Source organism: Shinella fusca, assembly GCF_014203155.1.
Taxonomy (GTDB): domain Bacteria; phylum Pseudomonadota; class Alphaproteobacteria; order Rhizobiales; family Rhizobiaceae; genus Shinella; species Shinella fusca.
In genome coordinates, this window is record NZ_JACHIK010000024.1 from 23096 (window position 1) to 48687 (window position 25592).

Annotated in this window: 24 protein-coding genes and 1 tRNA gene; 14 read left to right on the forward strand and 11 right to left on the reverse strand. The window is 66.9% G+C overall.

What is annotated here, in order from left to right; translation table 11 throughout:
• Positions 1–34: 34 nt before the first annotated feature.
• A tRNA-Gln gene (locus tag HNQ66_RS21840) sits at positions 35–108 on the reverse strand.
• Between the two features lie 351 nt (positions 109–459).
• Here HNQ66_RS21840 and HNQ66_RS21845 point away from each other — a divergent pair.
• From HNQ66_RS21845 to HNQ66_RS21855, 3 genes are read left to right on the forward strand one after another with little or no spacing between them, the layout of a single operon-like run.
• Positions 460–1887: a Ppx/GppA phosphatase family protein gene (locus HNQ66_RS21845; protein WP_184146751.1), complete on the forward strand. Its 1428-nt coding sequence runs from the start codon at positions 460–462 to the stop codon at positions 1885–1887.
• Positions 1887–2618 carry an RlmE family RNA methyltransferase gene (locus HNQ66_RS21850; protein WP_184146753.1) on the forward strand — a complete coding sequence of 244 codons (732 nt, stop codon included), beginning with the start codon at positions 1887–1889 and terminating at the stop codon, positions 2616–2618. Before HNQ66_RS21845 ends, HNQ66_RS21850 begins: the two co-directional genes overlap by 1 nt.
• On the forward strand, positions 2618–3001 hold the full coding sequence (locus HNQ66_RS21855) for a VOC family protein (protein WP_184146755.1): 384 nt from the start codon (positions 2618–2620) through the stop codon (positions 2999–3001). The genes HNQ66_RS21850 and HNQ66_RS21855 overlap by 1 nt, the downstream gene beginning before the upstream one ends.
• A 23-nt stretch (positions 3002–3024) precedes the next feature.
• Here HNQ66_RS21855 and HNQ66_RS21860 read toward each other — a convergent pair whose 3' ends face one another.
• Positions 3025–4434, reverse strand: coding sequence for a DHA2 family efflux MFS transporter permease subunit (locus HNQ66_RS21860; protein ID WP_184146757.1), 1410 nt, complete (start codon positions 4432–4434; stop codon positions 3025–3027).
• A gap of 192 nt (positions 4435–4626) precedes the next feature.
• On the opposite strand from HNQ66_RS21860, the gene HNQ66_RS21865 reads away from it, so the two are divergent.
• The 6 genes from HNQ66_RS21865 (at position 4627) to HNQ66_RS21890 (ending at position 9931) form a co-directional block, all read left to right on the forward strand.
• Entirely contained in the window at positions 4627–5622 is a 996-nt protein-coding gene (locus tag HNQ66_RS21865) for an MBL fold metallo-hydrolase (RefSeq protein WP_184146759.1), read from the forward strand.
• Between the two features lie 319 nt (positions 5623–5941).
• Positions 5942–7438: an IMP dehydrogenase gene (guaB, locus tag HNQ66_RS21870; RefSeq protein ID WP_184146761.1), complete on the forward strand. Its 1497-nt coding sequence runs from the start codon at positions 5942–5944 to the stop codon at positions 7436–7438.
• A gap of 146 nt (positions 7439–7584) precedes the next feature.
• The gene (locus HNQ66_RS21875; RefSeq protein ID WP_184146763.1) at positions 7585–7944 is read left to right on the forward strand and encodes a hypothetical protein; all 360 of its coding nucleotides are present in this window, start codon (positions 7585–7587) and stop codon (positions 7942–7944) included.
• Positions 7945–8037: 93 nt separating this feature from the next.
• Complete coding sequence (locus tag HNQ66_RS21880) at positions 8038–8457, forward strand: MAPEG family protein (RefSeq protein ID WP_184146765.1); 420 nt, start codon at positions 8038–8040, stop codon at positions 8455–8457.
• Positions 8458–8538: 81 nt separating this feature from the next.
• Positions 8539–9414, forward strand: coding sequence for a dienelactone hydrolase family protein (locus HNQ66_RS21885; protein WP_184146767.1), 876 nt, complete (start codon positions 8539–8541; stop codon positions 9412–9414).
• Positions 9415–9574: 160 nt separating this feature from the next.
• Positions 9575–9931, forward strand: coding sequence for a hypothetical protein (locus HNQ66_RS21890; protein WP_184146769.1), 357 nt, complete (start codon positions 9575–9577; stop codon positions 9929–9931).
• A 238-nt stretch (positions 9932–10169) separates the two neighbouring features.
• Here HNQ66_RS21890 and HNQ66_RS21895 read toward each other — a convergent pair whose 3' ends face one another.
• Positions 10170–11123: a LysR substrate-binding domain-containing protein gene (locus HNQ66_RS21895; RefSeq protein WP_184146771.1), complete on the reverse strand. Its 954-nt coding sequence runs from the start codon at positions 11121–11123 to the stop codon at positions 10170–10172.
• Positions 11124–11399: 276 nt separating this feature from the next.
• Between HNQ66_RS21895 and HNQ66_RS21900 the strand changes: the two genes are divergently transcribed.
• A complete protein-coding gene (locus tag HNQ66_RS21900; RefSeq protein WP_184146773.1) occupies positions 11400–11690 on the forward strand; it encodes a DUF1127 domain-containing protein in 291 nt (96 codons plus the stop codon).
• Between the two features lie 120 nt (positions 11691–11810).
• Here HNQ66_RS21900 and HNQ66_RS21905 read toward each other — a convergent pair whose 3' ends face one another.
• From HNQ66_RS21905 to HNQ66_RS21930, 6 genes are all read right to left on the reverse strand, one after another.
• On the reverse strand, positions 11811–12635 hold the full coding sequence (locus HNQ66_RS21905) for a DUF937 domain-containing protein (RefSeq protein WP_184146775.1): 825 nt from the start codon (positions 12633–12635) through the stop codon (positions 11811–11813).
• Positions 12636–12713: 78 nt separating this feature from the next.
• Positions 12714–14087: a glutamate--cysteine ligase gene (locus HNQ66_RS21910; protein ID WP_184146777.1), complete on the reverse strand. Its 1374-nt coding sequence runs from the start codon at positions 14085–14087 to the stop codon at positions 12714–12716.
• A gap of 137 nt (positions 14088–14224) precedes the next feature.
• Positions 14225–14962 carry a 16S rRNA (uracil(1498)-N(3))-methyltransferase gene (locus HNQ66_RS21915; protein WP_184146779.1) on the reverse strand — a complete coding sequence of 246 codons (738 nt, stop codon included), beginning with the start codon at positions 14960–14962 and terminating at the stop codon, positions 14225–14227.
• A gap of 10 nt (positions 14963–14972) precedes the next feature.
• Positions 14973–16466, reverse strand: coding sequence for an inorganic phosphate transporter (locus HNQ66_RS21920; protein WP_184146781.1), 1494 nt, complete (start codon positions 16464–16466; stop codon positions 14973–14975).
• Between the two features lie 68 nt (positions 16467–16534).
• Positions 16535–17050 (reverse strand): NUDIX hydrolase, encoded by a 516-nt coding sequence (locus HNQ66_RS21925; protein ID WP_184146783.1) that lies wholly within the window; start codon positions 17048–17050, stop codon positions 16535–16537.
• Between the two features lie 90 nt (positions 17051–17140).
• Positions 17141–17935, reverse strand: coding sequence for an FCD domain-containing protein (locus tag HNQ66_RS21930; RefSeq protein WP_184146785.1), 795 nt, complete (start codon positions 17933–17935; stop codon positions 17141–17143).
• Between the two features lie 167 nt (positions 17936–18102).
• On the opposite strand from HNQ66_RS21930, the gene HNQ66_RS21935 reads away from it, so the two are divergent.
• Positions 18103–19380: a DUF3422 family protein gene (locus HNQ66_RS21935; RefSeq protein ID WP_184146787.1), complete on the forward strand. Its 1278-nt coding sequence runs from the start codon at positions 18103–18105 to the stop codon at positions 19378–19380.
• Positions 19381–19389: 9 nt separating this feature from the next.
• Here the strand turns inward: HNQ66_RS21935 and HNQ66_RS21940 are convergent, their stop codons facing one another.
• Positions 19390–20286, reverse strand: coding sequence for a LysR substrate-binding domain-containing protein (locus tag HNQ66_RS21940; protein ID WP_184146789.1), 897 nt, complete (start codon positions 20284–20286; stop codon positions 19390–19392).
• Positions 20287–20309: 23 nt separating this feature from the next.
• The gene (gene aphA, locus HNQ66_RS21945) at positions 20310–20999 is read right to left on the reverse strand and encodes an acid phosphatase AphA (protein WP_184146790.1); all 690 of its coding nucleotides are present in this window, start codon (positions 20997–20999) and stop codon (positions 20310–20312) included.
• A gap of 232 nt (positions 21000–21231) precedes the next feature.
• Between aphA and HNQ66_RS21950 the strand changes: the two genes are divergently transcribed.
• The 3 genes from HNQ66_RS21950 (at position 21232) to glcF (ending at position 25359) form a co-directional block, all read left to right on the forward strand.
• A complete protein-coding gene (locus HNQ66_RS21950; RefSeq protein WP_184146793.1) occupies positions 21232–22668 on the forward strand; it encodes an FAD-linked oxidase C-terminal domain-containing protein in 1437 nt (478 codons plus the stop codon).
• Positions 22665–23864, forward strand: coding sequence for an FAD-binding protein (locus tag HNQ66_RS21955; RefSeq protein ID WP_184146795.1), 1200 nt, complete (start codon positions 22665–22667; stop codon positions 23862–23864). The genes HNQ66_RS21950 and HNQ66_RS21955 overlap by 4 nt, the downstream gene beginning before the upstream one ends.
• A 187-nt stretch (positions 23865–24051) precedes the next feature.
• Positions 24052–25359 (forward strand): glycolate oxidase subunit GlcF, encoded by a 1308-nt coding sequence (gene glcF / locus HNQ66_RS21960; protein WP_184146797.1) that lies wholly within the window; start codon positions 24052–24054, stop codon positions 25357–25359.
• Positions 25360–25592 lie beyond the last annotated feature (233 nt).

The window sequence follows — 25592 nt, forward strand, 5'->3', positions numbered from 1 at the left end:
CTGATATTCCTGCTGATTCTTATGAAGGGAGAATTGGCTGGGGAACCTGGATTCGAACCAAGATTAACGGAGTCAGAGTCCGTCGTTCTACCGTTGAACTATTCCCCAGCATGGCTGGTTCCGGCTGGGCCGGTGCCTGTGAGGCGGGCTTATAAACAAAAGGCGGCGAGATGCAAATGGTTTTTTCGGGAAAAATTGCATCGGCCGTTTCGCAGGGTTGGGCGTCGCCGGTCGGCCGCAAAAAGAATTTGGCGAAAGGGCCGGGCGCTGGTAATGTCGGGACAACGAAGATCGAGAGAGCGCCTGCTTGCAGCAATTTGAGCTTTGCGCGGCGCCATAGGCAGTAACGTGAACGACCCCGACAGCGGCGAAAAGCCGTCCGTTTCCGGGGCGCAAGATGCGGGCAATGCGGGGCGGCCGAAGCGGTCGCGCCGCCGCAAGGGAAAGCAGAAGGGCGCCATGAGTCCCTCTGCCGCCCAGCCGTCCGCAGGCCAGGCAGCCGGTTCGTCCGGCCTTGCCGAGCGCCCCCAGGCCGTCCCCGGCGGCACTACCGCGCGCCGCAACAAGCGCCGCAAGCACGGCAGGAGTGCCGGCGGCGAGAACGTGCGCCCGCTCGCGCCCGTCGGCCAGCGCGAGACGCTTCAGCAGGACCAGCACCACGGCGAAGGCCACAAGGCGCGCCGCAAGCACCGCGGCCGCAAGGCCGCCGCACGCGCCGCTTCGCCCGCCGCCGAGACCGGCATCGCGGTCGCCGCGCCCGTCGCCCCGCCACGGCCCGCCCACCAGCCCGAACAGCCCCGGCGCGATTTCGCCTCGCCGCCGCGCAGCGGCGAACGGGACGGCTACGACGCGCCGCTCTATGCCGCGCTCGACCTCGGCACCAACAATTGCCGCCTGCTGGTCGCCCAGCCGACGCGGCCGGGCCAGTTCCGCGTCGTCGACGCCTTCTCGCGCATCGTGCGGCTCGGCGAGGGCCTTGCGGCGAGCGGCCGGCTTTCCGACGAGGCGATGGACCGCTCCGTCGAGGCCCTGCGCATCTGCGCGGCCAAGCTGAAGAACCGCAACATCCGCCGTGCCCGCCTCATCGCCACCGAGGCCTGCCGCGCGGCGGAGAACGGCGAGACCTTCCTCCAGCGCGTGAAGGAAGAGACGGGACTGGATCTCGAGATCATCAACCGCGAGACCGAGGCGCGGCTTGCCGTTTCCGGCTGCTCCTCGCTGGTCGGGCGCGAGGCGAAATCCGTCGTGCTCTTCGATATCGGCGGCGGCTCGTCGGAGATCGCGGTCATCCGCATCGGCGAGAACCGCTCCAGCCGCCTTGCCAACCACATCACCCACTGGACCTCGCTTCCGGTCGGCGTCGTCACGCTCTCCGAGCGCCATGGCGGGCGCGACGTGACGCCGGAGAGCTTTGCGGGCATGGTCTCGGAAGTCGAAGGCATGCTGGCGAATTTCGATTGCCCCGGCGATGTCGTCCATGCGCCGGAGGACTTCCACCTCATCGGCACCTCCGGCACCGTGACGACGCTTGCGGGCGTCCACCTCGACCTGCCGCGCTACGACCGCCGCCGGGTCGACGGCGTGTGGCTCTCCGATGACGAAGTGACGGCCATGCAGGCGCGCCTGCTCTCCTGGGATTTTTCGGCCCGCGCGGCCAATCCCTGCATCGGGCCGGACAGGGCGGACCTCGTGCTTGCCGGCTGCGCCATCCTGGAGGCGATCCGCAAGCGCTGGCCCTCGCGCCGCATGCGCGTCGCCGACCGCGGCTTGCGGGAAGGCCTGCTCACGGACATGATGGCCGATGACGGCGTCTGGCGCCGCGGCCGCCATCGCCGCAACCATCGCGGCGGCCACCGCAACCCGGCAAAGCCCGAAGGACAGGCGTGATGACCAAGCCCCCCATCGGCGGTAACCGCACCGGCCGCAAGCTCGGCCAGAAGGTCAAGAAGACGAAGCTCAAGGCCTCCTCCCGCCGCTGGCTGGAGCGCCACATCAACGATCCCTACGTGCAGCGCGCGAGGCTCGAGGGCTATCGCGCCCGCGCGGCCTTCAAGCTCTTGGAGATCGACGAGAAGCACAATATCCTTTCCGGCGCGCGGCGCATCATCGACCTTGGCGCGGCGCCGGGAAGCTGGTCGCAGATCGCCGCCAAGGTGACCGATTCGACGGATGCCGACCCGCGCGTCGCCGCCATCGACTTCCTGGAGATGGACCCGCTGCCGGGCGTCACCATCCTCCAGATGGACTTCCTCGATCCCGAGGCTCCGGAAAAGCTGATCGAGGCGGTCGGCGGCACGCCCAACCTCGTCATCTCCGACATGGCCGCGCCCACCACCGGCCACCGCCAGACGGACCATCTGCGCACCATGCATCTGTGCGAGGTCGCCGCGCATTTCGCCATCGAGGTGCTGGCCGAGGGCGGGCATTTTCTCGCGAAGACCTTCCAGGGCGGCACGGAACGCGACCTCCTCAACCTGCTCAAGCAGAATTTCCGGCAGGTCATCCATGTGAAGCCCGGCGCCTCGCGCGCCGAATCGGTGGAGATGTTCCTGCTCGCCAAGGGCTTCAAGGGCCGCAAGGCCCGGGAAGAGGCAGAGCCGGCGGACGAGGAAGCCTGATGCTGCTCTACACGACCGTCGGCACCAACGATCTCGAACGCGCCGGCCGCTTCTACGATGCCGTGCTGCCGCTCATCGGCTATCGCCGGCAGAAGCAGGCGCCGGGCGAGATCGGCTATGCGGCGGACGAGGACGTGCGCTGCCGCTTCTGGGTGGTGGAACCCTTCAACCGGGAGCTGGCGACCTTCGGCAACGGCGTCACCATCGCCTTCGACGCGCCGACGCGCGCTTCCGTCGACGCCTTCCATGCCGCCGCCCTTGCCGCGGGCGGAACGGACGAAGGCGCGCCGGGCCTGCGCCCCTTCCATGCCAGCTTCTACGCCGCCTTCATCCGCGACCACGACGGCAACAAGCTCGTCGCCGTGTGCGAGAGGGCGGAATAGCCCGCGCTCCCCCTTCAACCTGTCTACTTCACCGCTGCCGTTTCCTCCCGCTGCATCGCCATGCGATGGCCGGAGACGGAGGCGCCGGCGTTCTTTGCCATGGCGAGGAAGGGAAGGATGGCGGTGAGCGTCAGGGCCGAGATCACCATGAAGGCGATCTGGAAATCCTTCAGTTCCAGCCCGGTGCCGGTCAGCGCGTTCTCGATCTCCAGGATGGAGCCGGCGACCGCCACGCCGAGCGCCAGGCTGATCTGCTGGAGCACCGCGCTCATCGAGGTCGCCTTGCTGGCGTCGGCATCGGGGATGTCGGCGAAGGAGAGCGCGTTGACGCTGGTGAAGAAGAAGGAGCGGGCAAAGCCGGCGACGAGCAGCACGCCCGCCATGAACCAGAAGGGCGTTGACGGCGTGAAGAGGCCGTTGACGAAGGTCAGCGCCGCTCCGCAGACGCTGGCGACGAGCAGCGTCGTGCGGAAGCCGGCGAAGACCAGCACGCGCTTTGCGATGACCTTGGTGGTGATCGCGCCGATCGCGCCGGTGAAGGTGACGAGGCCGGACTGGAAGGGCGAGAGGCCGAAGCCGACCTGCAGCATCAGCGGCATCAGGAACGGCACGGCGCCGACCGAGATGCGGAACAGCGTGCCGCCGATGGCCGCGGCGCGGAAGGCGCTGTCGCGGAAGAGCTTCAGGTCGAGCAGCGGCGTCGGATGGCGCCGGGCATGGCGGACATAGAGCACGCCGCAGAGGAGCCCGACGGCCGTGGCGACGACGCCGATGATCGGCGGCAGCGCCGGGAGGCTGACGACGGAAAGGCCGAACATGGTGCCGGAGGCGGCGATCGCGCTCAGGAAGAAGCCGAGCCAGTCGAGCGGCGGCGGCGCGGCGGCGCGGATTTCCGGTAGGTAGATGCCCGACAGGATATAGCCGACGATGCCGACCGGCACGTTGACGAGGAAGATCCAGTGCCAGGAGAAATAGGTGGTGATGAAGCCGCCGAGCGGCGGGCCGGCAAGCGGGCCGACGAGGGCGGGAATGGTCAGGAGCGCCATGGCCGAGACGAGCTCGGAGCGCGAGGTGCTGCGCACCAGAACAAGGCGCGCCACGGGCGTCATCATCGCCCCGCCCATGCCCTGCAGGAAGCGCGAGACGACGAAGGCGACGAGGCTGTTGGCCACCGCGCAGAGGATGGAGCCCGCGATGAAGACGAGGATGGCGAGGCGGAAGATGCGCTTTGCCCCGAACCTGTCCGCCATCCAGCCGGAGAGCGGAATGAAGGTGGCGAGCGAGACCATGTAGGCCGTCAGCGCCAGCTTCAGCGTGATCGGCCCCACGCCGAGGTCGGCGGCGATCGCCGGCAGCGAGGTGGAGATCACCGTGGAATCCATCTGCTCCATGAAGAGCGCGACGGCCAGGATGAGGGGTACGAGACGGTTCATCGGCAAATCGGGTCCGCGGCCCCGTGCGGGCCGGCCCGTCTTCTGCGCCCCTTGCCGCGATCTGTCAAACCGCGAGGATTTGCCGCCGCCATCACAAGCCCGTGATGCGGGCGTGCCCGCGCCGCACGCGTGCCCTAGATGGAACCGTGGCATCGCGCCGCCGACGGCGCCGTCACGAAAGAGGAAAGAGCCATGGACGACCCTTCCACGATCTCGCGCCGGTCCTTGTTTCTGGCCGCCGGTGCCGGCACATTGGCCGCCCCGCTGGTGTTCTCCCGCACGCCGGCCCTTGCCCGATCCGCCGAGGACACCACGGACATGCGCATGAGCCCCATCGAGATCCGCAGCTTCAAGCTCGGCAGCTTCCGAATCCTCGCGGTGCGCGACGGCATGCGCGCCTCCGGCAATCCGGGCGAGACCTACGGCATCGGCCAGCCCGCCGAGGCGGTGGGCAGGCTGCTTGAGGACAATTTCCTGCCCGCGGGCAGCTTCGTCAACAGCTTCACCCCGGCGCTGGTCGATACCGGCGCGGAGGTCGTGCTGTTCGACACGGGCATGGGCGAGGGCGGGCGGCAGGCCGGCATGGGCCGGCTTCGCGAGGGCCTGAAATATGCGGGCTATACGCCCGACCAGATCTCCGTCGTCGTCCTCACCCACATGCACGGCGACCATATCGGCGGGCTGATGGAAGGCGGCAAGCCGGCCTTCCCGAATGCGCGCTACGTCGCCGGCCGCACGGAATACGATTTCTGGGTCAATCCGGAGCGCATGGGCACGCCCGCCGAGCAGGGTCACCAGGGCGTGCTCGCCAAGGTGCAGCCGCTTGCCGAGCGGCTCAGCTTCATCGAGGACGAGGGCGCGGTCGTGCCCGGCATCACCGGGCACGATGCCTTCGGCCACACGCCCGGCCACATGATCTTCCGCGTCGAATCGGAGGGCAGGGCGCTGATGCTGACGGCCGACACCGCAAACCACTACGTGCTCTCGCTGCAGCGGCCGGCCTGGGAAGTGCGCTTCAACATGGACAAGGCCGCCGCGGCAGCGACGCGCAAGCGCGTCTTCGACATGATCGCCGCCGACCGCCTCGCCTTCCTCGGCTACCACATGCCCTTCCCGGCCATCGGCTTTGCGGAAAAGGCGGGCGAGGGGTTTCGCTTCGTGCCGGTGAGTTATCAGTTCGATATGTGAACGGCGCGGTCCTGCGATTGCCCGTCATCCGCCTGCCGGCACCTTCTCCCCGCAGGCGGGGAGAAGGGGACTTGGGGCAACGCGGTGCTACACCGCCCTTCGCCCCGCTTGCGGGGAGAAGGTCGCGGCAGCGGGATGAGGGGCAATCGCCGTGGGCCCTTATGGGCAAGCCACTTCTACCCATTTTCCTATTCCCAATCCGTCATGAACGTGTTACCAGCCCTCGCCAACTTCCAAGAATTTCTTGCAAGCGACCGAGGTGGACAGCTCCCAAAGTTCCCCTTGGTGCGTAAGCTTTACCCTCAAAGGAACTTGGCCCATGGCGCGCATCATCGAAACGGCAACCGGACTCGAAGCCCTGACCTTCGACGACGTCCTCCTGCAACCCGGCCACTCCGAGGTCATGCCGGGCCAGACGAACATCGCGACCCGCATCGCCCACGATTTCGAATTGAACCTGCCGATCCTCTCCTCCGCCATGGACACGGTGACGGAAAGCCGTCTTGCCATCGCCATGGCCCAGGCCGGCGGCCTCGGCGTCATCCACCGCAACCTGACGCCGGCCGAGCAGGCCGAGGAAGTGCGTCAGGTCAAGAAGTTCGAAAGCGGCATGGTCGTCAATCCGGTGACGATCGGCCCGGATGCCACGCTCGCCGATGCGCTGTCGCTGATGAAGGCGCACGGCATTTCCGGCATCCCGGTCGTGGAGAACGGCGGCGCGGGCAAGGCCGGCCGCCTCGTCGGCATCCTGACGAACCGCGACGTGCGCTTCGCCTCCGACCCGTCGCAGAAGATCTACGAGCTGATGACCCGTGAGAACCTCATCACGGTGAAGGAGACGGTCGACCAGCAGGAAGCCAAGCGGCTCCTCCACCGCCACCGCATCGAGAAGCTGCTGGTGGTCGACGGCGACGGCCGCTGCGTCGGCCTCATCACGGTCAAGGACATCGAGAAGTCGCAGCTCAACCCCAACGCCTCGAAGGACGCGCAGGGCCGCCTTCGCGCCGCCGCCGCCATCTCGGTCGGCGACGACGGCTTCGAGCGCGCCGAGCGCCTCATCGACGCCGGCGTCGACCTCATCGTTGTCGATACCGCGCACGGCCATTCCCAGCGCGTGCTGGATGCCGTCGCTCGCGTGAAGAAACTGTCGAACTCGGTGCGCATCATGGCCGGCAACGTCGCCACGGCCGACGGCACCAAGGCGCTGATCGATGCCGGCGCGGACGCCGTCAAGGTCGGCATCGGCCCGGGCTCGATCTGCACGACCCGCATCGTCGCCGGCGTCGGCGTGCCGCAGCTTGCCGCCATCATGGGCTCGGTCGAGGCGGCGCAGGCCTCCGACATCCCGGTCATCGCCGACGGCGGCATCAAGTTCTCCGGCGACCTTGCCAAGGCGATCGCCGCCGGCGCCTCGGCCGTCATGGTCGGCTCGCTGCTCGCCGGCACGGACGAGAGCCCGGGCGAGGTCTTCCTCTACCAGGGCCGCTCCTTCAAGGCCTATCGCGGCATGGGCTCGGTCGGCGCGATGGCGCGCGGCTCGGCCGACCGCTACTTCCAGGCCGAAGTGCGCGACACGCTGAAGCTGGTGCCGGAAGGCATCGAGGGCCAGGTGCCCTACAAGGGCCCCGTCTCGGGCGTGCTGCACCAGCTCGCCGGCGGCCTCAAGGCCTCCATGGGCTATGTCGGCGGCAAGGACCTCAAGGACTACCAGGAGAAGGCGACCTTCGTGCGCATCTCCGGCGCGGGCCTTCGCGAAAGCCACGCCCACGACGTCACGATCACCCGCGAGAGCCCGAATTATCCGGGCGCCGTCTGAGGTCGCCAAAGACTTCGCCACCCTCTGGAATGCCCGGCTTTGCCGGGCATTTTCGCTTTCGAGCGGCCTCTGATTCCCGTTCCGTTTTTTCGTCTTCGCGCATAAGATGAAATGCCGGCAATCTCGCCGGCCAACTGGGGGACATCATGAGGAAGATACTGGCTGGCGCCCTGCTGGGCCTGGGGCTGATCGCGCCTGCGCAGGCGCAGACGGTCAATGCCGGCACCTACGACGTGGAGGGCACGAATCTCGACGGTTCGGCCTATGGCGGCACGGCGACGATCACGCTGACGAGCGAGACGACCTGCGCGATCGAATGGCAGACCGGCTCGACCACGTCCAACGGCATCTGCATGCTTTACGACAACGCCTTCGCCGCCGCCTATGTGCTGGGCGATGCCGTCGGCCTCGTCGTCTACGAGGTGAACGACGACGGGTCGCTGCACGGCGCCTGGACGATCAGCGGCAAGGACGGCTCGGGCACGGAAGTCCTGACGCCGCAATAGGACGGACCGCCTTCGGCTTGTCGCCGGTACGGTATCCACTTTTCCCCGAAATGCTTTATGCATGCGGTCGAAACGACAAGCCGAAGGATTGCCATGTCTCCCACTGAAGCCACCATCTGGCCGATGATCGCGCATGTCGCGCTGGTCGTCGTCCTTTATCTTCTCCTGTCCGCGCGCCGGATGCGGGCGGTGCGGGAAGGGCGGGCGCGGCCCGAGCAGTTCCGCGAAAACCGCGAGGAGCCGGCCGATAGCCTCCTGGTGCGCAATTCCATCGCCAACCAGTTCGAATTGCCGATGCTCTTCTATGCGGTGAGCATCCTTCTCTATCTCGTCGATGCGGACAATCCCGTGACGGTGGCGGGCGGCTGGCTCTTCGTGGCGCTGCGCTATGCTCATGCCTATGTGCATGTCACCAGCAACCGCCTTCGCTACCGGCGCCCGCTCTTCATTGCGGGAATGCTGGTCCTCGTCCTCCTGTGGGTCTGGCTTGCCGTGTGGCTGGCGCTCACCTGACCGGCGGTAACGCAGAAGTGTTGGGCGCCCCTCCGCGGCCGGCCTATCTTATCCTCCGGCCAGGCAACCGGAGGAACCGCCATGGACAAGTCGCAGATCACGCAGGCGATGATCGATGCCTATGACGAATACACCCACCTGACGCTCGACCGCCGACGCTTCATGGAGCGCCTGACGGCGCTGGCCGGATCGGGCGCGGCCGCCGCGGCCATCGCGCCCCTGCTGGCCGCCAGTTCCGCAAGCGCCGAGATGATCGCTGCGGACGACGCGCGCCTCAACGCCCGCGATGTCGTCTATGGCGGCAGTTCCGGCGAGATGAAGGGCTACCTCGTCCGCCCGAAGGACGAGACGGGGCCGCTCGGCAGCGTTGTCGTCATCCACGAGAACCGCGGCCTCAACCCGCATATCCGCGATGTCGCCCGCCGCATGGCGCTCGAAGGCTTCATCGCGCTCGCGCCCGATTTCCTCTCGCCCTCCGGCGGTACGCCGGACGACGAGGACAAGGCCCGCGACATGATCGGCAAGCTCGACCCGGCGGTGACGGTCGCCGACGCCGAGGCCAGCCTGCAGTTCCTTGCGGGGCTCGACGGGGCGAACGGCAAGGTGGGCGCGATCGGCTTCTGCTGGGGCGGCGGCCTCGTCAACCGCCTCGCCACGAAGTCGCCGGATCTCAAGGCGGCCGTCGCCTATTACGGCGCGCAGCCGCCCGCAAAGGACGTGCCGGCCATCAAGGCGGCGCTGCTCTTGCACTATGCCGGCCTCGACGAGCGCATCAATGCGGGGATCGACGCCTATCGCAAGGCATTGGAGGAAAACGGCAAGACCTTCGAGATTCACGTCTACGACGGCGTCAACCACGCCTTCAACAACGACACCTCCGCCGCCCGCTACGACAAGGCCGCCGCCGACCTCGCCTGGCAGCGCACGGTGGCGTTTCTGAAGAAGAATATCGGGTGATCGGTAGGAGAGGGCGTCTCCAACCTCGCAGCAACGGATCGCCTCATGCGGGCGGCGGGAGAAAAGTTCATCGGGGGAAACTATTTAATATGAGATCACATGATACGGGTGGCGTCCTTTGCGGTGGACGTCTCCCCGACAGCCGGGCGCTTGAAAGTAAATGAGAAAAGCCGTCATTTTTGCCTCGCTACCGATCCTGATTTTATTTTCTTCATATGCCGGCGTTGGGAAGCGTAAATACGACTACCGTTCAGCTCAGATGGATGCGAGTTCCGCTTTTGCAAGAACCGTCGCTGATTTATGCGATATCGAGCCGAAGAAGATCGAGATAAGATCGGTAATGCTTACTATCAACGAGGATGGCGCGGGCTATTATTATTCGGCAAAGGCAGACGTTTTCGCTGATGGCGGAAGTGGGAAGATTTACGGGGAAGTCTATAATACATTGAGCATATTCGGATATAAACTGAACGGGACGGATGTTACCGGGATAGATTTCCACTGTCACAAAATTTAGCAACGGATGGAAAGGCACGGGCGGCTGATCCTCCTCCCGCGCCCCTCATCCGCCTGCCGGCACCTTCTCCCCGCAAGCGGGGCGAAGGGGGTATGCCGCGCCCCTTTCCCCAGGCAAAATCCGTTCATAGGGCACGTCCCCTCTCCCCGCTTGCGGGGAGAGGGTTAGGGTGAGGGGCAATCCTCAATAGCGGGAGCGGGTAGGGGAATGGCCAAGGCGCTTTCCCGTCGGGTCCCTCTCACCACCCCGGCAGGATCTGGTTGGGCCGCAGGCGCGGGATGCGGGGGAAGACCTTCACTTCCGCCTCGGGCAGGTCGTCGGCGGCGGTCAGCGGCGTGATGTTGTCGAGGCACGCGCTGATATGGCTGGTGATGGCGTTGGAGAGCGAAGGCGAGAGGCCCGGCCGCCGCATGATGCCGATCTGCACCGGGGCGAGCGGCGGAAAGCCGTCGGCCTGCGTCAGCACCTTCATGCCGGGCCGGAGCGCCGATTCCGGCAGCACCGAGACCGCCATGCCGGCCATCACCGCCGCCGCGACGACGGTGGACGACCAGCTCGTGAACAGCACCTGGTAGTCGCGCCCGACCGAATCGAGCGCCGCGCAGGCGATCTGCCGCCACTGGCAGTCGCGCCGGCCGACGGCGAGCGGCACCGGGGCGTTTTCCGGCAGGGGATGGTTCGCCGACATCACCCAGCACAGCGGCTCCGTGCGCACCACGTCGGATTGGCGCTGGCGCGGATTGTGGGTGACGAGCGCGATGTCGAGCTCGCCCTTGGCCATCTTCTCGGCAAGGTCCACCGAGGGCTCGCAGACGATGAACAGTTCGACATTGGGATGTGTCTTGGCGAACCGCATGATGATTTCCGGCATGTAGCGGTCGGCATAGTCGTCCGGCGTGCCGATGCGCAGCAGGCCCTCGAGGCGGTTGTCGTCGAAGGCGGCGATGGCCTCGTTGTTGAGCCGCAGCATCCGGCGGGCATAGTTGAGCAGCCGGTCGCCCTCGGCGGTCAGCCGGTTGCCGCGCCCGTCCTTCATGAAAAGCTGCTTGCCGATGCGTTCTTCCAGCCGGCGCATCTGCATGGAGACGGCCGACTGGGTCTTGAAGACCCGTTCGGCGGCCCGCGTGAAACTTCCCGTATCTGCAATCGCGACGAAGGTCTGGAGCTGGTCGATGTCTAACGGAGCGGACATGGCGATACTCATAAGATTGTTTGATCGATACTATTAGAAACATTCGTTGGACTGATCAATGGCTTTCTGCGAAAAAGGGATTGTTGAACGATTGTCCCTACGGAAACCGTTCGACGGGATCTGCCGCTTCGCCCCGACCTCCCGGTGGGCGGCTCTTCTTGCACCAGACCTTGAGCAGTCGCCCGTCCCTGCGGGCGGCATACGATTACGGGCATCGCGCGAAACCCCACCGCAGCATGGTGGATCGCCGGGCCGGAAAGGAGAAATGCCATGCGCATGATCGACCGCAGAATGGAAATCGACGCGCCCGCAACGCGCCGTGCGGCCCCCGGCCTCTTCGAGCGCGTCCGCAACGGGGCTTACAAGTTTGTTCGCGCATGGCAGAACCGCCGCGCCGTCAACCGCCTCAGCGAGCTCGACGATCACCAGCTCTTCGACATGGGCCTGTGCCGCAGCGATATCCAGGATGTCCGCTCGGCCGCCTTCGTCGCCGATGCCGGCCTGCACCTGACCATCGTCTCGCGCGAAAGGGCCCGCCGCCACCTGCGCACCGGCCGCATGGATTGATTTCCCGCGGCGCCGCCCTACCTCCCGGGGCGACGTCCCACTTCCCCGCAGGGTGAGAGCCAATAGCCCTGCCGCTTGCCCGGCGTGCGACTCCCAAGGTCCGCGTCGGGCTTTTTCGTCTCAGGCTTTCGGGCCGCCCTGCATGGTCTCGAAGATCGTCTCGATGTTGCGCTGGTAGTCCTTTTGCATCTCCAGCCCCGTGTCGAACATCGTGTTGACGAGGGTCTTCAGCGAATCCGCCGGCGTTCCTTCCGGTGCGTCCGGCTTTTCCGCCGCCGCGGGCTGGCCCGCCATGCCGGCCATCATGTCCTGGAAGGCCTTTGCGAAGGGATTGTCGGTGAAGGGGTTGGCGGGCGCTTCCTTCTTCGTGCCGAAGAATTCCTGCGCGGCCTGCGTGAAGGGATTGTCGAAGGGGTTGGCCGGCTCCGGCTTCTTCGCAAAGCCCGTCGCCTCGGCCCATTGCTGCATCATGTCGGCGAAGGGATTGGCGGACGTCGTGCCCGTCCCGGCGCCCGGGAAGAACGGTGCGAGCGTCTGCTTGAAGAGGCCGCCCATCAGCGCGCTCGCCATGACGGGGAGCATCTGCTTGTAGATCTCCTGGCCGATGCCGGTCATCTGTGCGGCCTGCGCGGCGATGGCGCGGGAGACCTCCTTGTTGCCGAAGAGATGGCCGAGGATGCCGTTGCCCTCCGCCATGCCCTGCGGCGTGAAGGCCTTGCCGATATCCTCGAAATACTTGGCGTGCTCGCCCGTCGTCAGCGCCTTCATGAAGGCGGCGAGGTCATAGGGGTTGGCGGCGTTGCGCTTGAAGCCCTCGGAAAAGGCCGGCATCAGCGCGGCCACGGCCTTGGCCGCCTGTTCCTGCGCCAGGCCGAACTGCCGCGCCATCGCCTCGACGGCATTGCCGTTCTGGGCCTGCATCATCATCTCGTAAAGCGAAAGCATGGCCGTCTCCCGTTTGCAGGCATGTGATTGCACTATAACGGGAATTTCGGCCGCGCAAACCGCTTTCTTCAGGGCGGCTCAGTACTGGTATTCGGAAAAGACCGGCTCGACCGAGCGGTTCCAGCGGCCCTCATAGAGCGCCAGCATGTCCTCGGCGAGCGTCGCCTTCTTGGCCAGCACCTCTTCGAGCGGGGCGAGGAAGACGGTCTCGTCGACGCCGTCGCCGTTGACCTTCGCACGGGCGGCAAGGCCCTGGTGGGAGATCGCAAGCACCGCGCGGCCGATGTCGAACAGCGGCTTGCCGCGGAATTCGGCCTTGAGGCCTTGCGCCGGCACGGCGTCGCGCAGCGCCGAGACCTCCGCGACGGTCCAGTCGCGCGTCAGCCGCTCGGCGGCATCGAGCGCGCCGTCGTCGTAGAGAAGGCCGACCCAGAAGGCGGGCAGCGCGCAGATGCGCCGCCACGGGCCGCCGTCCGCCCCGCGCATTTCCAGGAAGCGCTTGAGGCGCACGTCGGGGAAGAGGGTGGACAGATGGTTCGTCCAGTCGCCGAGGTTCGGTTCCCAGTCGGCGATCTTGCCCTTCAGCGCACCGGCCATGAACTGGCGGAAGGTGATGTCCGTGCAGTCGCGGTACTTGCCGTCGCGCACGACGAAGTACATCGGCACATCGAGCGCCCATTCGGCATAGTCGGCAAAGCCGAAATCGGGGGCGAAGGCGAAGGGGATGAGCCCGGAGCGGGCATTGTCCGTGTCGCGCCAGATGTCGCCGCGCCAGGAGAGAAGGCCGTTGGGCTTGCCGTCGGTGAAGGGCGAGGAAGCGAAGAACGCGGTCGCCAGCGACTGCAGCTTCAGCGAGACCTGCATCTTGCGGCGCATGTCGGCCTCGGAGGAGAAGTCGAGGTTCACCTGGATCGTGCAGGTGCGGTACATCATGTCGAGGCCCTTGGTGCCGACCTTCGGCATGTAGCGGGTCATGATGTCGTAGCGGCTCTTGGGCATGCGCGGCGTTTCGGCCAGCGTCCATTTCGGGCTGCCGCCCATGCCGAGGAAGCGGATGCCGAGGGGTTCGGCGACCTCGCGCAGCGTGGCAAGGTGCTGGTTGGATTCCTTGCAGGTCTGGTGCAGGTTTTCGAGCGGCGCTCCGGAAAGCTCGAACTGGCCGCCCGGCTCCAGCGAGATCGCGCCCATGCCGGACGGCTCGGCAAGGCCGATGATGTTCTCGCCGTCCATGATCGGGTCCCAGCCGGTCTTCCCGCGCATGCCGTTCAAGAGGGCCGAGATGCTGGCCTCGCCGAAATAGGGGACGGGGCTGTTGTCCGCCGTAAAGAAGACGAATTTCTCATGCTCGGTGCCGATGCGGAATTTCTCCTTCGGCTTGCAGCCGGCGGCGAGGTATTCCGCCATGTCCGCAAGCGAGCGGATCGGCGTCTGGTCGGTGGTATCACGGGCCATGGGCGTCTTCTTCTGAACGGATGGTGCCCGGCTGAAGACCGGGCCTTGGAAGGGTGCTTGGACCGGAATTAGATGCGGTGCAAGCGAATTCCTTTCAAGGCAGGTTCAAAAAAACCCGTTCGACTTTTCGCCGCATCTTATGTCCAGTCGCCGATCGCCGCCTGGATGACGGCCATGGCCGCGACCGCCGCCGTATCGGCGCGCAGGATGCGGGGACCGAGCGGAATGGGCGTCACGAAATCGAGGCTGCGCAAGAGCGTGCGCTCCTCGTCGGAAAACCCGCCTTCGGGGCCGACGAGGAGGGCGAGCTTGCGCTCCGTGATGGCGGCAAGCGCCGGCAGCGGGTTCTGGCTGCCGTGGCCCTCGTCGCAGAAGACGATGCGCCGCTCGCGCGGCCAGTCGGCAAGCAGGTCCTCCAGCTTGCGCGGCGGCGCGACGCGCGGGATGGACAGGATGCCGCACTGTTCCGCCGCCTCGACGACGTTCGCTTCCAGCCGCTCGTTGCTGTTGATCTTGCCCTGCACATGCTGCGTCATGACGGGCTGGAGCAGGCCCGCGCCCATCTCCACCGCCTTCTGCACGAGATAGTCGAGCCGGCCGACCTTCAGTGGCGCGAAGAGGTAGTGGAGGTCGGATGGCGCCGGCTGCGGCCGGGTTTCTTCCGTGGGCGTCAGGAGAAGGCGCTTGCGGGTCGGGAAGGAGAGTTCCGCGCGCCACTCGCCGTCGCGTCCGTTGAACACGAGCACGGCATCGCCCTCCGCCATGCGCAGCACGTTGGCAAGGTAGTGGAACTGCTCCTTCGAGGCCTCGACGGGCTCGCCCTCGGCAAGGCCGGCATCGATGAAGAGGCGCTGCATCCGGTAGTTGGCACGCATGGTCCGTCCTTCAGGTGAAGAGCGCGTCGAGGATGACGAAGACGAGGGCCGACAGGATCGCCGAGACGGGCAGCGTCACGATCCAGGCCGAGACGATCGTCATGAAATGCGAGCGGCGCACGAGGTAGCGCCGGCGCGTCTCGTCCGGGTTGGCCGGTTCCTCTTCCGGCGCGACGCGGTTGCCGCGGCTGCGGATATAGTCGAGCCTCCGCCGGGAATTGCGGGTGTACCATTCGCGGAAGAGCCCGACGCCGAAGACGGCGCCGACGGCGATATGCGTCGAGGAGACGGGAATGGCGAAGGCCGAGGCCGTCAGCACCGCGACGGCGGAGGAGAGCGCCACGCAGAAGGCGCGCATCGGGTTGAGCTTGGTGATCTCGCTGCCGACGATGCGGATGAGGCGCGGGCCGAAGAGCAGGAGCCCGAGCGAGATGCCGAAGGCGCCGATGACCATCACCCAGAGCGGGATCGTCGCCGCGCCCGCCGTCCCGAGCGCCGAAACGACGCCGTAGAGCGGGCCGACGGCATTGGAGACGTCGTTCGCCCCGTGGGCGAAGGAAAGGAGCGCCGCGGAAAAGATCAGCGGGATGCGGAAGAGCGTTCGCAGCGACTGGTTGCGGTTGTCGAGCCCTTCGGCATGGCGGCGCACGATGGGGCGGGTGACGGCATAGGTGACGATGCCGAAGGCAAGGCCGATCAGCATCGCCTCGCCGAAGGGCAGGCTGTAGAAGCCGTTGGTGCCGCCGTTGGCGAGGAACGCGGCGAAGGAACCGCCCATCAGCGCCACGAGCACGGGCACCCAGGTCCGCGCCGCCGCCACCTTGTCGTCGCGGTAGACGATGAATTCCTTGATGAAGAAGAGGAAGGCGGCGGCGATGATGCCGCCGAGGATCGGCGAGACTGTCCAGCTTATGACGATGACGGCGATGGCTTCCCACTGGACGCTGTGAAGGCCGCTCGCTGCCGCACCGGCGCCGATGACGCCGCCGACGATGGCGTGCGTGGTGGAGATCGGCGCGTTGGCGAGCGTCGCGATGTTGATCCACAACGCCGCCGAGACGAGCGCGGCCATCATCGCCCAGGCGAAGGTCTCGGGATTCGGGAAGATCGAGCGGTCGACGATGCCGGAGGCCACCGTCTCGGCGACGCCCTGTCCGGCAAGCAGCGCGCCGGCGATCTCGAAGATCGCGGCGATGACGAGCGCCACGCCCATGCTCATCGCCCGCGCGCCGACGGCCGCGCCCACATTGTTCGTCACGTCGTTGGCGCCGATGTTCATGGCCATGTAGGCGGCGAGCGCCGCCGTCACGGCGATGATCGTCACCCCGGACGTGCCGACCGCGAAGCTGCCGGCAATGGCCGTGGCGATCAGCAGGAAGACCAGGGAAATGCCCACGCCCGTCCACGAGCGCAGCACGAACTGCGTCGCCTGCTCGGTGAAGGTGAGTTTTTCGAGGTCCTTGTCCAGCGTCGGCTTGCGAAGCTGGACCTGAGAATTCGGCATTCATGCTGCTCCGGTTTCACCGAAGGGACTACAGAATCCCGGCCCGGGCGGCAATATGAAACGGCTCGTCAGGCGCTGCCCGCGCCGTTTTTCGCGGCGGACGCCTGCCCGGCGAGGACCTGCCGCTCGAAGGCGAGGAGGAGGGCCTTGAGGCCGGGTTCCTGCACGCGCTCCGCCGCCTCGGCGCAGGTCACCCATTCCGCGCGCCGCTCGTCCTTTTCCGGAAAGTCCTTGCAGAGATCATCGACCGCGAGCGGGAAGACGCGCACCCGGCAATCGACCTTGAGCCCATGCGGCAGGCCCTTCCTGTAGCGGTAGCTGCCGGCGGCCTGCGGGGAGACGGCGCCCTTGACGCCGGCCTCTTCCCACGCCTCGCGCGCGGCGGCGGCGCAGGCGCTCTTTCCGTCCATCGGCCAGCCCTTGGGAATGACCCAGCGGCCCGTGTCCCGGCTGGTGATCAGCAGCACCTCGACCGCCGGCCCGTCCTTCTTCCTCAGCCGGTAGCACAGCGCGCCGTACTGCTCGCGCACGGGACGGCGGAACATGAGCTGGACGTCGCTGACGATGCGGTTGAGAATGTTCAAGGCGGTCTTCGGTCCTTCGTGGGAAAGCGTATATGAAAGCGTATATGACTGTTATCGGCCATCTTGCTTGCGCGAGATTTGCGGCGCAAGTCAGGCCTGCGGGGGAAGGCCGCGCTTCTGCATGCGAAGCTGCGAGATCCGCTGCCATTCGCCGCTGCGTTCGGCCTGGCGGATGGCGGCGGCGATGTAGTCCATGTGCGCCTGCGCGGCCGCGCGCGCCGCCGGCCCGTCGCCCGCCATGATCGCCGCGTAGATCGCCTCGTGCTGGGAGAGCAGGTGCCCGCGCGCCTCCTCGGAGGAGAAGACGAGGTGGCGGTGGAAGAAGATCCCCTGCGCCAGCAGCCGGTAGCAGGCCCGCAGCGTGTGCAGCAGAACGATGTTGTGCGCGGCCTCGCCCACGGCGTTGTGCAGCTCCACGTCCGTCTCAAGCTCCGCGTCGAAGGAGCCTTCCGCATGGGCCGCGCGCATCGCCTCCATGATCCGCGCCAGCATCTGCCGGTCGTAGTCCGTCGCCCGGCGGGCCGCGAGCTCGGCGGTGATGCCCTCCAGCTCGCGGCGGTATTCGATATAATCCTCCGTCGCGCGCTGGTGGCGGGCGATGAGGTCGACCACGGGGCGGGAGAAGACCTGGCCGATGATGTCGGCGACATAGGTGCCTCCGCCATGCTGGCTGACGAGGAGCCCGCGGTTCTCCAGCTCCTTCAGCGCCTCGCGCAGGATCGGCCGCGAGACGTCGAAGCGGCGCGAAAGCTCGCGCTCGCCCGGCAGCCGGTCGCCGTCGCGCAAAATGCCCTCCAGGAGCAGAAGCTCGATCTGCCGCACGACCTCGTCCGAGGTCCGGCTGTGGCTGATGCGGGAAAAGAGGTCGAAGGCGCTGTCGGTCACGCGCGGAAGTTTAGCAAGGCGGCCGGAAACTGGTCAATAATCTTGTCCACTCGGTGGGCCGCGCGGAAAGCCGTGCGTTTTCCGCTTGCTGCGTCAATGCGCCCTATCTGAACCGGCCTGACATTTGTTAAGGATGTGCTGTTGCATCATGAGGGGGACGATGCCGCATGGCAAAGGGCAGTTTCGCCTTTCCGCAGGCGAGCGCGCGTGCGCAGGCGCTTGGGGAAATTCACGCAAGGCCGTATGCGCTGGTGCCGTCGCCGCGCGTCATCTTCCAGCTTGCCTTCCTCACGGAGGGCGGCTCGGCGGTCGACCATGCCGTGATGGCGGAGCTGTCGCGCTCGCGCGGCATTTCCCCGCCCGGCCGCGATTCCAGCCACCATGTCTTGAGCTGGGGGCAGGGCACGCTCCGCTGGGAGCGGCACACGGAGTTCTCCACCTATTTCTGGGATGCGCCGGTGCCGGAAAAATTCGGCGCCGAGGTCCCCGTCCATCCCTTCGGCGACAGCTTCTCCCCGCCCGGCACGCTGATCTCCGGTATCCGTCTGGAAATCCGTCCCGACACGATGGAGACGCGCGAAGCCATCGCCACCTTCGATCCGACGAGCCTCTGCTACAGCGAGATCAAGAACGGCCAGGCGATCATCGTCACCGACTTTCGCCAGAACGGCGACGGGCTGACGCCGATCCTCGTCATCGACCGCGGCATGACGGAGGCCGGGCGCGGCGCGCTCGTCCAGCGCCTGCTCGACATCGAGACCTACCGCACGCTCGCCATGATGGGCCTGCCGCTCGCCCAGTCGCTCTCCCCGGACATCCGCCGCATCGAGGACGGCCTGACGGGCATCACCAACGCCATGAAGCAGCACGCCCGCGACAAGGCGGACGAGCTCCTGACCGAGATCACCCGCCTTGCCGCCGAGCTGGAGGCGAACGCCGCCCTCAGCCTCTACCGCTTCGGCGCGAGCCGCGCCTATTACGGCATCGTGCAGGAGCGCATCCGCACGCTGGCCGAGACGGCCGTGCCCGGCTACGAGACGCTCGGCTTCTTCCTGGAGCGGCGCCTTGCGCCCGCCATGCGCACCTGCCAGTCCGTCGAGGAGCGGCAGGCGAACCTTTCGCGAAAGCTCGCCCGCGCGACGGCGCTGCTGCGAAGCTGGATCGACGTGGAGCTGGAACAGCTCAACACGACGCTGCTCAATTCCATGGACCGCCGCGCGAAACTCCAGCTGCGCCTCCAGCAGACCGTCGAGGGCCTGTCGGTCGCGGCGATCTCCTACTACGTCATCGGGCTTTTCGGCTATGTCGCCAAGGCGCTCCACGAATTCGGCCTCGCCATCAAGCCGGAGACGCTGACGGGCATCGCCGTGCCCTTCGTCATCGCCGGCATGTGGCTGATGGTGCGGGCGATCCGCAACCGCCACGCCGAGGAGGACAAGCACTGAGGCGTGTCCTCAGTGCTCCCAGTAGGGGTGGGAGCCGTAGAGCTCGGCAAGGTAATCGATGAAGAGCCGCACCTTGACGGGCAGGAACTGGCGGCTCGGATAGACCGCCGAGAGCACGACGTTGCGCGAGCCCTCGTAGTCCGGCAGCACCTGCCTGAGCTCGCCGCTCTTCAGCGCCGGCCCCACGTCCCAAGTCGAGCGCAGCGCGATCCCCATGCCGGAGAACACCGCCTCGCGCACCACTTCCGAGGAATTGGTGTAGAGCGAGCCGTGCGGGCGGTAGGTGACGCTGCCGTCCGGCCCTTCGAGGCGCCAGACGTCCTGCGTGTGCGGCGGCAGGCAGATGTGGCCCGATAGCTCTTCCAGCGTCGCCGGCATGCCGTGGCGGGCGATATAGTCCGGCGAGGCGCAGAGCACACGCCTGACCGGCGCCAGCCTTCGCGCGACCAGCGAGGAATCCGACAGTTCGCCGATGCGGATCGCAAGATCGAAGCCGCCGCCGACGATGTCGGAGAAGTCGTCGGTCAGCACGAGATTGACGACGAGGTCCGGATAGCTGTCCATGAACCCCTTGAGATGGGGTGCGATGTGCATGCGGCCGAAGGAGGTGGGCGCGGAAATGCGCAGCGTGCCGCGCACGGCGCCCGACCGGCCGGAAACGAAGGCCTCCGCCTCCTCGATGCCGGACAGGATGCCGACGATGCGGTCGTAGAAGCCCTGTCCGGCCTCCGTCAGCGAGATCTGCCGCGTCGTGCGCTGGAAGAGCCGGGTGCCGAGCCGTTCCTCCAGCCGTTTCACGCGCTTGGAGACGACGGCGGGGGAGAGGCCGAGCGCCCGCCCTGCCGCCGACATGCTGCCCATGGAGATGACGCGGGAGAAGATTTCGAGGTCGCCGAGATTTGTCACGCGCCGTCTTCCTTATCGCCGTCTCAGTTGGTCGAGTCGACGATCACTTCCTCGCCGAACTTGCCGTTCTTGGGTTCCGGCTTGTAGGTGGAATTCTGCGCGCGCATCACGCGGATCGGCCGGATATCGGCGGCGATGGCCGCCTTCATGTCGCTGTCGGCGTCGCCGTAATAGATCTTCAGCTTGTGGTCCTTCAGGAATTCGACCTTGTTTTCGGACGAAGCGGTGAAGACGACGTCGTTCATCTTCTCGATGTTGAAGGCCTTCTTGATCGCGGCCGTCAGCGTCTCGCCGCCGCTGCCGCGCGTGCGGCCGGTGATGAAGTAGATGTCGTCGCCGCGCGCGGTATGCAGGTCGATCAGCTTGCGGGCGACGTCCTTCGGGATGGAATACTGGTCGCAATTGTTGGTGTGGATGTCCGTCCAGAAGGCATCCATCTTCAGGTAGTCCTCCGAGGTCGGGGAATACTTCATCTTGCCGTAATAGAAGCAGGGGCTGGAGAAGAGCACCGTGTCGTCCACGTCGAAGCCGACGGCCATGGGCGCCTGGCCCTCCAGCGAGGCGGCGATCTGGTCGACGGAAACCCAGTGCACCGGCGCGGTCGCGAGGATCTCGGACGTGGTGATGCCCGGATTGAGGTTCGACACGTCCTCCGCGAAGGCGGGAGCCGCCAGAAGCAGAAGGGCCGAAAGGGCGGTGAGCGACCTGCGCATGGTGTTTCCTCTCTCTTTTCTTGTTACGGAGGCGTCCGCGGTGCCGCCGAGTCCCCGTCGCGCGACTGTCGCATTCGCTGCCGGGAGGGTCAATCCGCCGCCGCGCGAGGGCCATATTTGTCCCCCAGGTCGTGGAGGCAATTGTTGCCCGGGCGGACAAAGTGCTTACTATTTGCCCGGTGGATCGGTAAGTGGTAAAGAAAAAAGACCACTTGTGGCGGAGGCGAGGCATATGGATCAGATCGGGTTTCTGCAGCCGCGGCCGGCGGTGCTCTCCCGCCGCCGGGAGATCGTCACGGACCTTCTCGATCTCCTGCCGGAAGGCTGCCTCGTGCACGAGCCGCGCGCGCTCGTGCCCTTCGAGACGGATGCCTTCGTCTCCTATCGCCGCCTGCCGCTCGCCGTCGCCCTGCCGGAGACGACCCAGCAGGTGGCGGCCGTCCTCAAATACTGCCATCGCTACGGCGTGCCGGTCGTGCCACGCGGGGCGGGCACCTCGCTTTCCGGCGGCGCTATCCCGCAGGAGGACGCCGTCGTCATCGGCCTTTCCAAGATGGCGCGCATCCTTGAGGTGGACTACGCCAACCGCACCGCCACGGTGCAGGCCGGCGTCACCAATCTTGCGATCTCCGATGCCGTCTCCGCCGACGGCTATTTCTACGCGCCCGACCCGAGCTCCCAGCTCGCCTGCACCATCGGCGGCAATATCGGCATGAATTCCGGCGGCGCGCATTGCCTGAAATACGGCGTGACGACGAACAACCTGCTCGGCGTCAAGCTGGTGCTCATCGACGGCACCATCGTGGAACTCGGCGGCAAGGCGCTCGATGCCGGCGGGCTCGACCTTCTCGGCGTCGTCTGCGGCGGGGAAGGCCAGCTCGGCATCGTCACCGAGGCGACCGTGCGCCTCATCGCGAAACCCGAGGGCGCGCGGCCCGTGCTCTTCGGCTTCGACAGCTCGGAGGAGGCAGGCGCCTGCGTCGCCGACGTCATCGGCGCCGGCATCATTCCCGTCGCCATCGAGTTCATGGACAGGCCCGCCATCGAGATCTGCGAGGCCTTCGCCCATGCCGGCTACCCGATGGACGTGGAAGCCCTCCTCATCGTCGAGGTGGAAGGGTCCGAGGCGGAGATGGACGCGATGCTCGCCAGCATCATCGCGATTGCCCGAAGCCACGGCGTCAAGGTCGTCAAGGAAAGCCAGTCCGCGCTGGAGGCGGCGCTGATCTGGAAGGGCCGCAAGTCCGCCTTCGGCGCGACGGGCCGCATCGCCGACTATATCTGCATGGACGGCACGGTGCCGCTCGGCCAGCTTCCCGCCGTGCTGCGCGGCACGGCCGAGATCGTCGAAAAATACGGCCTGCGCGTCGCCAATGTCTTCCATGCCGGCGACGGCAACATGCACCCGCTCATCCTCTTCAATGCCAACGACCCGGAGGACGCCGCGAAGGCGGAAGCGGCCGGCAACGATATCCTGAAGCTCTGCGTCGATGTCGGCGGTTGCCTTACCGGCGAGCACGGCGTCGGCATCGAGAAGCGCGACCTGATGCGCCACCAGTATTCCGACACCGACCTTGCCCAGCAGATGGCCGTGCGCGCCGCCTTCGATCCGCAATGGCTGCTCAATCCGTCAAAAGTCTTCCCGCTCGAAGGGCGCCCCGCCGCATGACGCCGATCCACGAACCGCTCTCCGAGGAAGCCGCCGCCCGCCTCGTCCAGGTCGCCGCCCTCACCAAGTCGCCCTTCGTCATCCGCGGCGGCGGCACGCGCAGCCTGCATGCCGCCCCGGAAGGGGCGGACGTGCTTTCCGCGCGCGGCCTTTCCGGCATCGTCGCCTACAATCCGGCGGAAATGACCATGACCGCCCGCGCCGGCACGCCGCTGGAGGTGGTGGAGGCCGCGCTTGCCGAAAAGCGCCAGATGCTCGCCTTCGAGCCGCCGGACCTGCGCGGCGTGCTCGGCTCCTCCGGCATTCCCACCATCGGCGGCGTCTTCGCCGCCAATGCCTCCGGCCCGCGCCGGCTGACGGCGGGCGCGGCGCGCGACAGCCTGCTCGGCCTGCGCTTCGTCAACGGGCGGGGCGAGGTGGTGAAGGCCGGTGGCCGGGTGATGAAGAACGTCACCGGCCTCGATCTCGTGAAGCTGCTCGCCGGCTCGCACGGGGCGCTCGCATTCATCACCGAAGTCACTTTCCGCCTCCTGCCGGTGCCCGAGACCGCCGTCACCATCCTCGTTTCCGGCCTCAACGACGCGGAAGCCGCCGCCGCCATGGCGACGGCCATGTCGATGTCGGTGGAGGTCTCCGGCGCCGCGCATCTGCCCGAAAGCGTGCGCGGCCGCTTTGCCGGCGGCGCGCTGCCGGAGGGCGCCGCCACGGCGCTGCGCCTCGAAGGCCTTTCTGCCTCCGTCGAAGTGCGTGCGCAAAAACTCGCCGCTGCCATGGCCGGCTTCGGCCCGGTCGCGCGGCTGGATGCCGAGGTGACGGCCCGCCTCTGGCGCGAGATCCGCGACGCCGCGCCCTATGCCGACGGCACGGCGCGCCCGCTCTGGCGCGTCTCCGTCGCCCCCACCGCCGGCCAGCAGCTCGTCGCCGCGCTCCGCCTCGAAACCGGCGTCGACGCCTTCTACGACTGGCAGGGCGGCCTCGTCTGGCTGCGCATGGAGGCGGCCCCCGAAACCGCGCTCCTGCGCCGCTACATCAAGGCCGTCGGCGGCGGCCACGCCACCCTCCTGCGCGCCCGGCCGGAGGTGCTCGCCGCCGGAGAGGCCTTCCAGCCGCAGGCGGAAGCCGTGGCTGCGTTGCAGGGTCGGGTGAAGGCGAGTTTCGATCCGGATGGGTTGTTCGTGTCGCGGATGATGGGGTGAACGTGGTGACGGAAATGACGTGCTATCAGGCCCACCCCCCTCTGCCCTGCCGGGCATCTCCCCCACAAGGGGGGAGATTGAATCGTGGCACCGCTTCGCCCCAGGCCGATCTCCCCCCCTGTGGGGGAGATGCCCGGCAGGGCAGAGGGGGGTATGCCACCGTCCTCCGCGCGAAGGACCGCCGCTGATGCAGACCAACTTCACCCCCGAACAGCTCGCCGACCCGCATGTCGCGACGTCCGAAAAAATCCTCCGCAAATGCGTGCATTGCGGCTTCTGCACCGCGACCTGTCCGACCTATGTGACGCTCGGCAACGAGCTCGACAGCCCGCGCGGGCGCATCTATCTCATCAAGGACATGCTGGAGAACGGCCGGCCGGCGGATGCGGAGGTGGTGACCCATATCGACCGCTGCCTCTCCTGCCTCTCCTGCGTGACCACCTGTCCCTCCGGCGTCGACTACATGCACCTCGTCGACCACGCCCGCATGCATATCGAGGAGACCTACCGGCGTCCGTTCTGGAACCGTTTGACGCGCAACCTGCTGGCGGCGGTGCTGCCCCATCCCGGCCGCTTCCGTCTGGCGCTGAAGGCGGCAAGTCTCGGCCGCCCCTTCGCCGGCCTCCTCAAGCGCTTCAAGCCGTTCGAACCCTTCGGCGCGATGCTGGACCTTGCGCCCCGCAGCCTGCCGAAAGCCTCCGACAGCGCCAAGCCCGGCACGCATCCCGCCGCCGGCCCGCGCCGCGGCCGCGTGGCGATCCTTTCCGGCTGCGCCCAGCCGGTGCTGAAGCCGGAGATCAACGCGGCGACCATCCGGCTCCTGACGCGCCTCGGCGTCGAGGTCGTGGCGCCGGCCGGCGAAGTGTGCTGCGGCTCGCTCGTCCACCATATGGGCCGCGAGGCCGACGCGCTGGCGGCGGCGCGGCGCAATGTCGACGTCTGGCTCGCCGAGGCAGAGCGGGAAGGGCTCGATGCGATCATCGTCACGGCCTCCGGCTGCGGCACGACGATCAAGGACTACGGCTTCATGCTGCGGCTCGACCCCGCCTATGCGGAAAAGGCCGCCCGCGTCTCGGCACTTGCGAAGGACGTGACGGAGTATCTGGCAACCCTCGACCTGCCGCAGCAGGAGGCAAAGGGCCTGACGGTCGCCTATCACTCGGCCTGCTCGATGCAGCACGGCCAGAAGATCACCATGGCGCCGAAGACGCTTTTGAAGACGGCCGGCTTTATCGTGCGCGATCCGGCGGAAGGGCACCTGTGCTGCGGCTCGGCCGGCACCTACAACATCCTCCAGCCGGAGATTTCCGGGAAGCTGAAGGCCCGCAAGGTGAGAAACATCGAGGCGACGAAGCCGGACGTCATCGCCACCGGCAATATCGGCTGCATCACCCAGATATCCACCGGGACCGCGGTGCCGATCCTGCACACCGTTGAACTGCTCGACTGGGCCTATGGCGGGGAGCGGCCGGCTGCAATAAAAATGCCGGCCTGAGGCCGGCATGCGTCGTCTGCGACGTGGGTGGATCCTCGGGTCAAGCCCGAGGATGACGAAAGAAGAAACGTACCGAGGATCAGGCAACGGTTCCGCATGCCGCGCGGCTCGATGGAGTGGGCAGCCTCACCTCCTCACCGTCATCCTCGGGCTTGTGTGGATGAGATGTGGTTTACTTGCTTGCATCGGCCGGGATGCGCATCCCGGCCGATGCAGGCAGGTGGCCGTTCCCT

Bases quoted from the DNA above. Each gene is read 5' to 3' on its own strand.
- HNQ66_RS21845 (WP_184146751.1), top strand. From the start codon at position 460: ATGAGTCCCTCTGCCGCCCAGCCGTCCGCAGGCCAGGCAGCCGGTTCG.
- HNQ66_RS21850 (WP_184146753.1), top strand. From the start codon at position 1,887: ATGACCAAGCCCCCCATCGGCGGTAACCGCACCGGCCGCAAGCTCGGC.
- HNQ66_RS21855 (WP_184146755.1), top strand. From the start codon at position 2,618: ATGCTGCTCTACACGACCGTCGGCACCAACGATCTCGAACGCGCCGGC.
- HNQ66_RS21860 (WP_184146757.1), bottom strand. From the start codon at position 4,434: ATGAACCGTCTCGTACCCCTCATCCTGGCCGTCGCGCTCTTCATGGAG.
- HNQ66_RS21865 (WP_184146759.1), top strand. From the start codon at position 4,627: ATGGACGACCCTTCCACGATCTCGCGCCGGTCCTTGTTTCTGGCCGCC.
- guaB (WP_184146761.1), top strand. From the start codon at position 5,942: ATGGCGCGCATCATCGAAACGGCAACCGGACTCGAAGCCCTGACCTTC.
- HNQ66_RS21875 (WP_184146763.1), top strand. From the start codon at position 7,585: ATGAGGAAGATACTGGCTGGCGCCCTGCTGGGCCTGGGGCTGATCGCG.
- HNQ66_RS21880 (WP_184146765.1), top strand. From the start codon at position 8,038: ATGTCTCCCACTGAAGCCACCATCTGGCCGATGATCGCGCATGTCGCG.
- HNQ66_RS21885 (WP_184146767.1), top strand. From the start codon at position 8,539: ATGGACAAGTCGCAGATCACGCAGGCGATGATCGATGCCTATGACGAA.
- HNQ66_RS21890 (WP_184146769.1), top strand. From the start codon at position 9,575: ATGAGAAAAGCCGTCATTTTTGCCTCGCTACCGATCCTGATTTTATTT.
- HNQ66_RS21895 (WP_184146771.1), bottom strand. From the start codon at position 11,123: ATGTCCGCTCCGTTAGACATCGACCAGCTCCAGACCTTCGTCGCGATT.
- HNQ66_RS21900 (WP_184146773.1), top strand. From the start codon at position 11,400: ATGATCGACCGCAGAATGGAAATCGACGCGCCCGCAACGCGCCGTGCG.
- HNQ66_RS21905 (WP_184146775.1), bottom strand. From the start codon at position 12,635: ATGCTTTCGCTTTACGAGATGATGATGCAGGCCCAGAACGGCAATGCC.
- HNQ66_RS21910 (WP_184146777.1), bottom strand. From the start codon at position 14,087: ATGGCCCGTGATACCACCGACCAGACGCCGATCCGCTCGCTTGCGGAC.
- HNQ66_RS21915 (WP_184146779.1), bottom strand. From the start codon at position 14,962: ATGCGTGCCAACTACCGGATGCAGCGCCTCTTCATCGATGCCGGCCTT.
- HNQ66_RS21920 (WP_184146781.1), bottom strand. From the start codon at position 16,466: ATGCCGAATTCTCAGGTCCAGCTTCGCAAGCCGACGCTGGACAAGGAC.
- HNQ66_RS21935 (WP_184146787.1), top strand. From the start codon at position 18,103: ATGGCAAAGGGCAGTTTCGCCTTTCCGCAGGCGAGCGCGCGTGCGCAG.
- aphA (WP_184146790.1), bottom strand. From the start codon at position 20,999: ATGCGCAGGTCGCTCACCGCCCTTTCGGCCCTTCTGCTTCTGGCGGCT.
- HNQ66_RS21950 (WP_184146793.1), top strand. From the start codon at position 21,232: ATGGATCAGATCGGGTTTCTGCAGCCGCGGCCGGCGGTGCTCTCCCGC.
- HNQ66_RS21955 (WP_184146795.1), top strand. From the start codon at position 22,665: ATGACGCCGATCCACGAACCGCTCTCCGAGGAAGCCGCCGCCCGCCTC.
- glcF (WP_184146797.1), top strand. From the start codon at position 24,052: ATGCAGACCAACTTCACCCCCGAACAGCTCGCCGACCCGCATGTCGCG.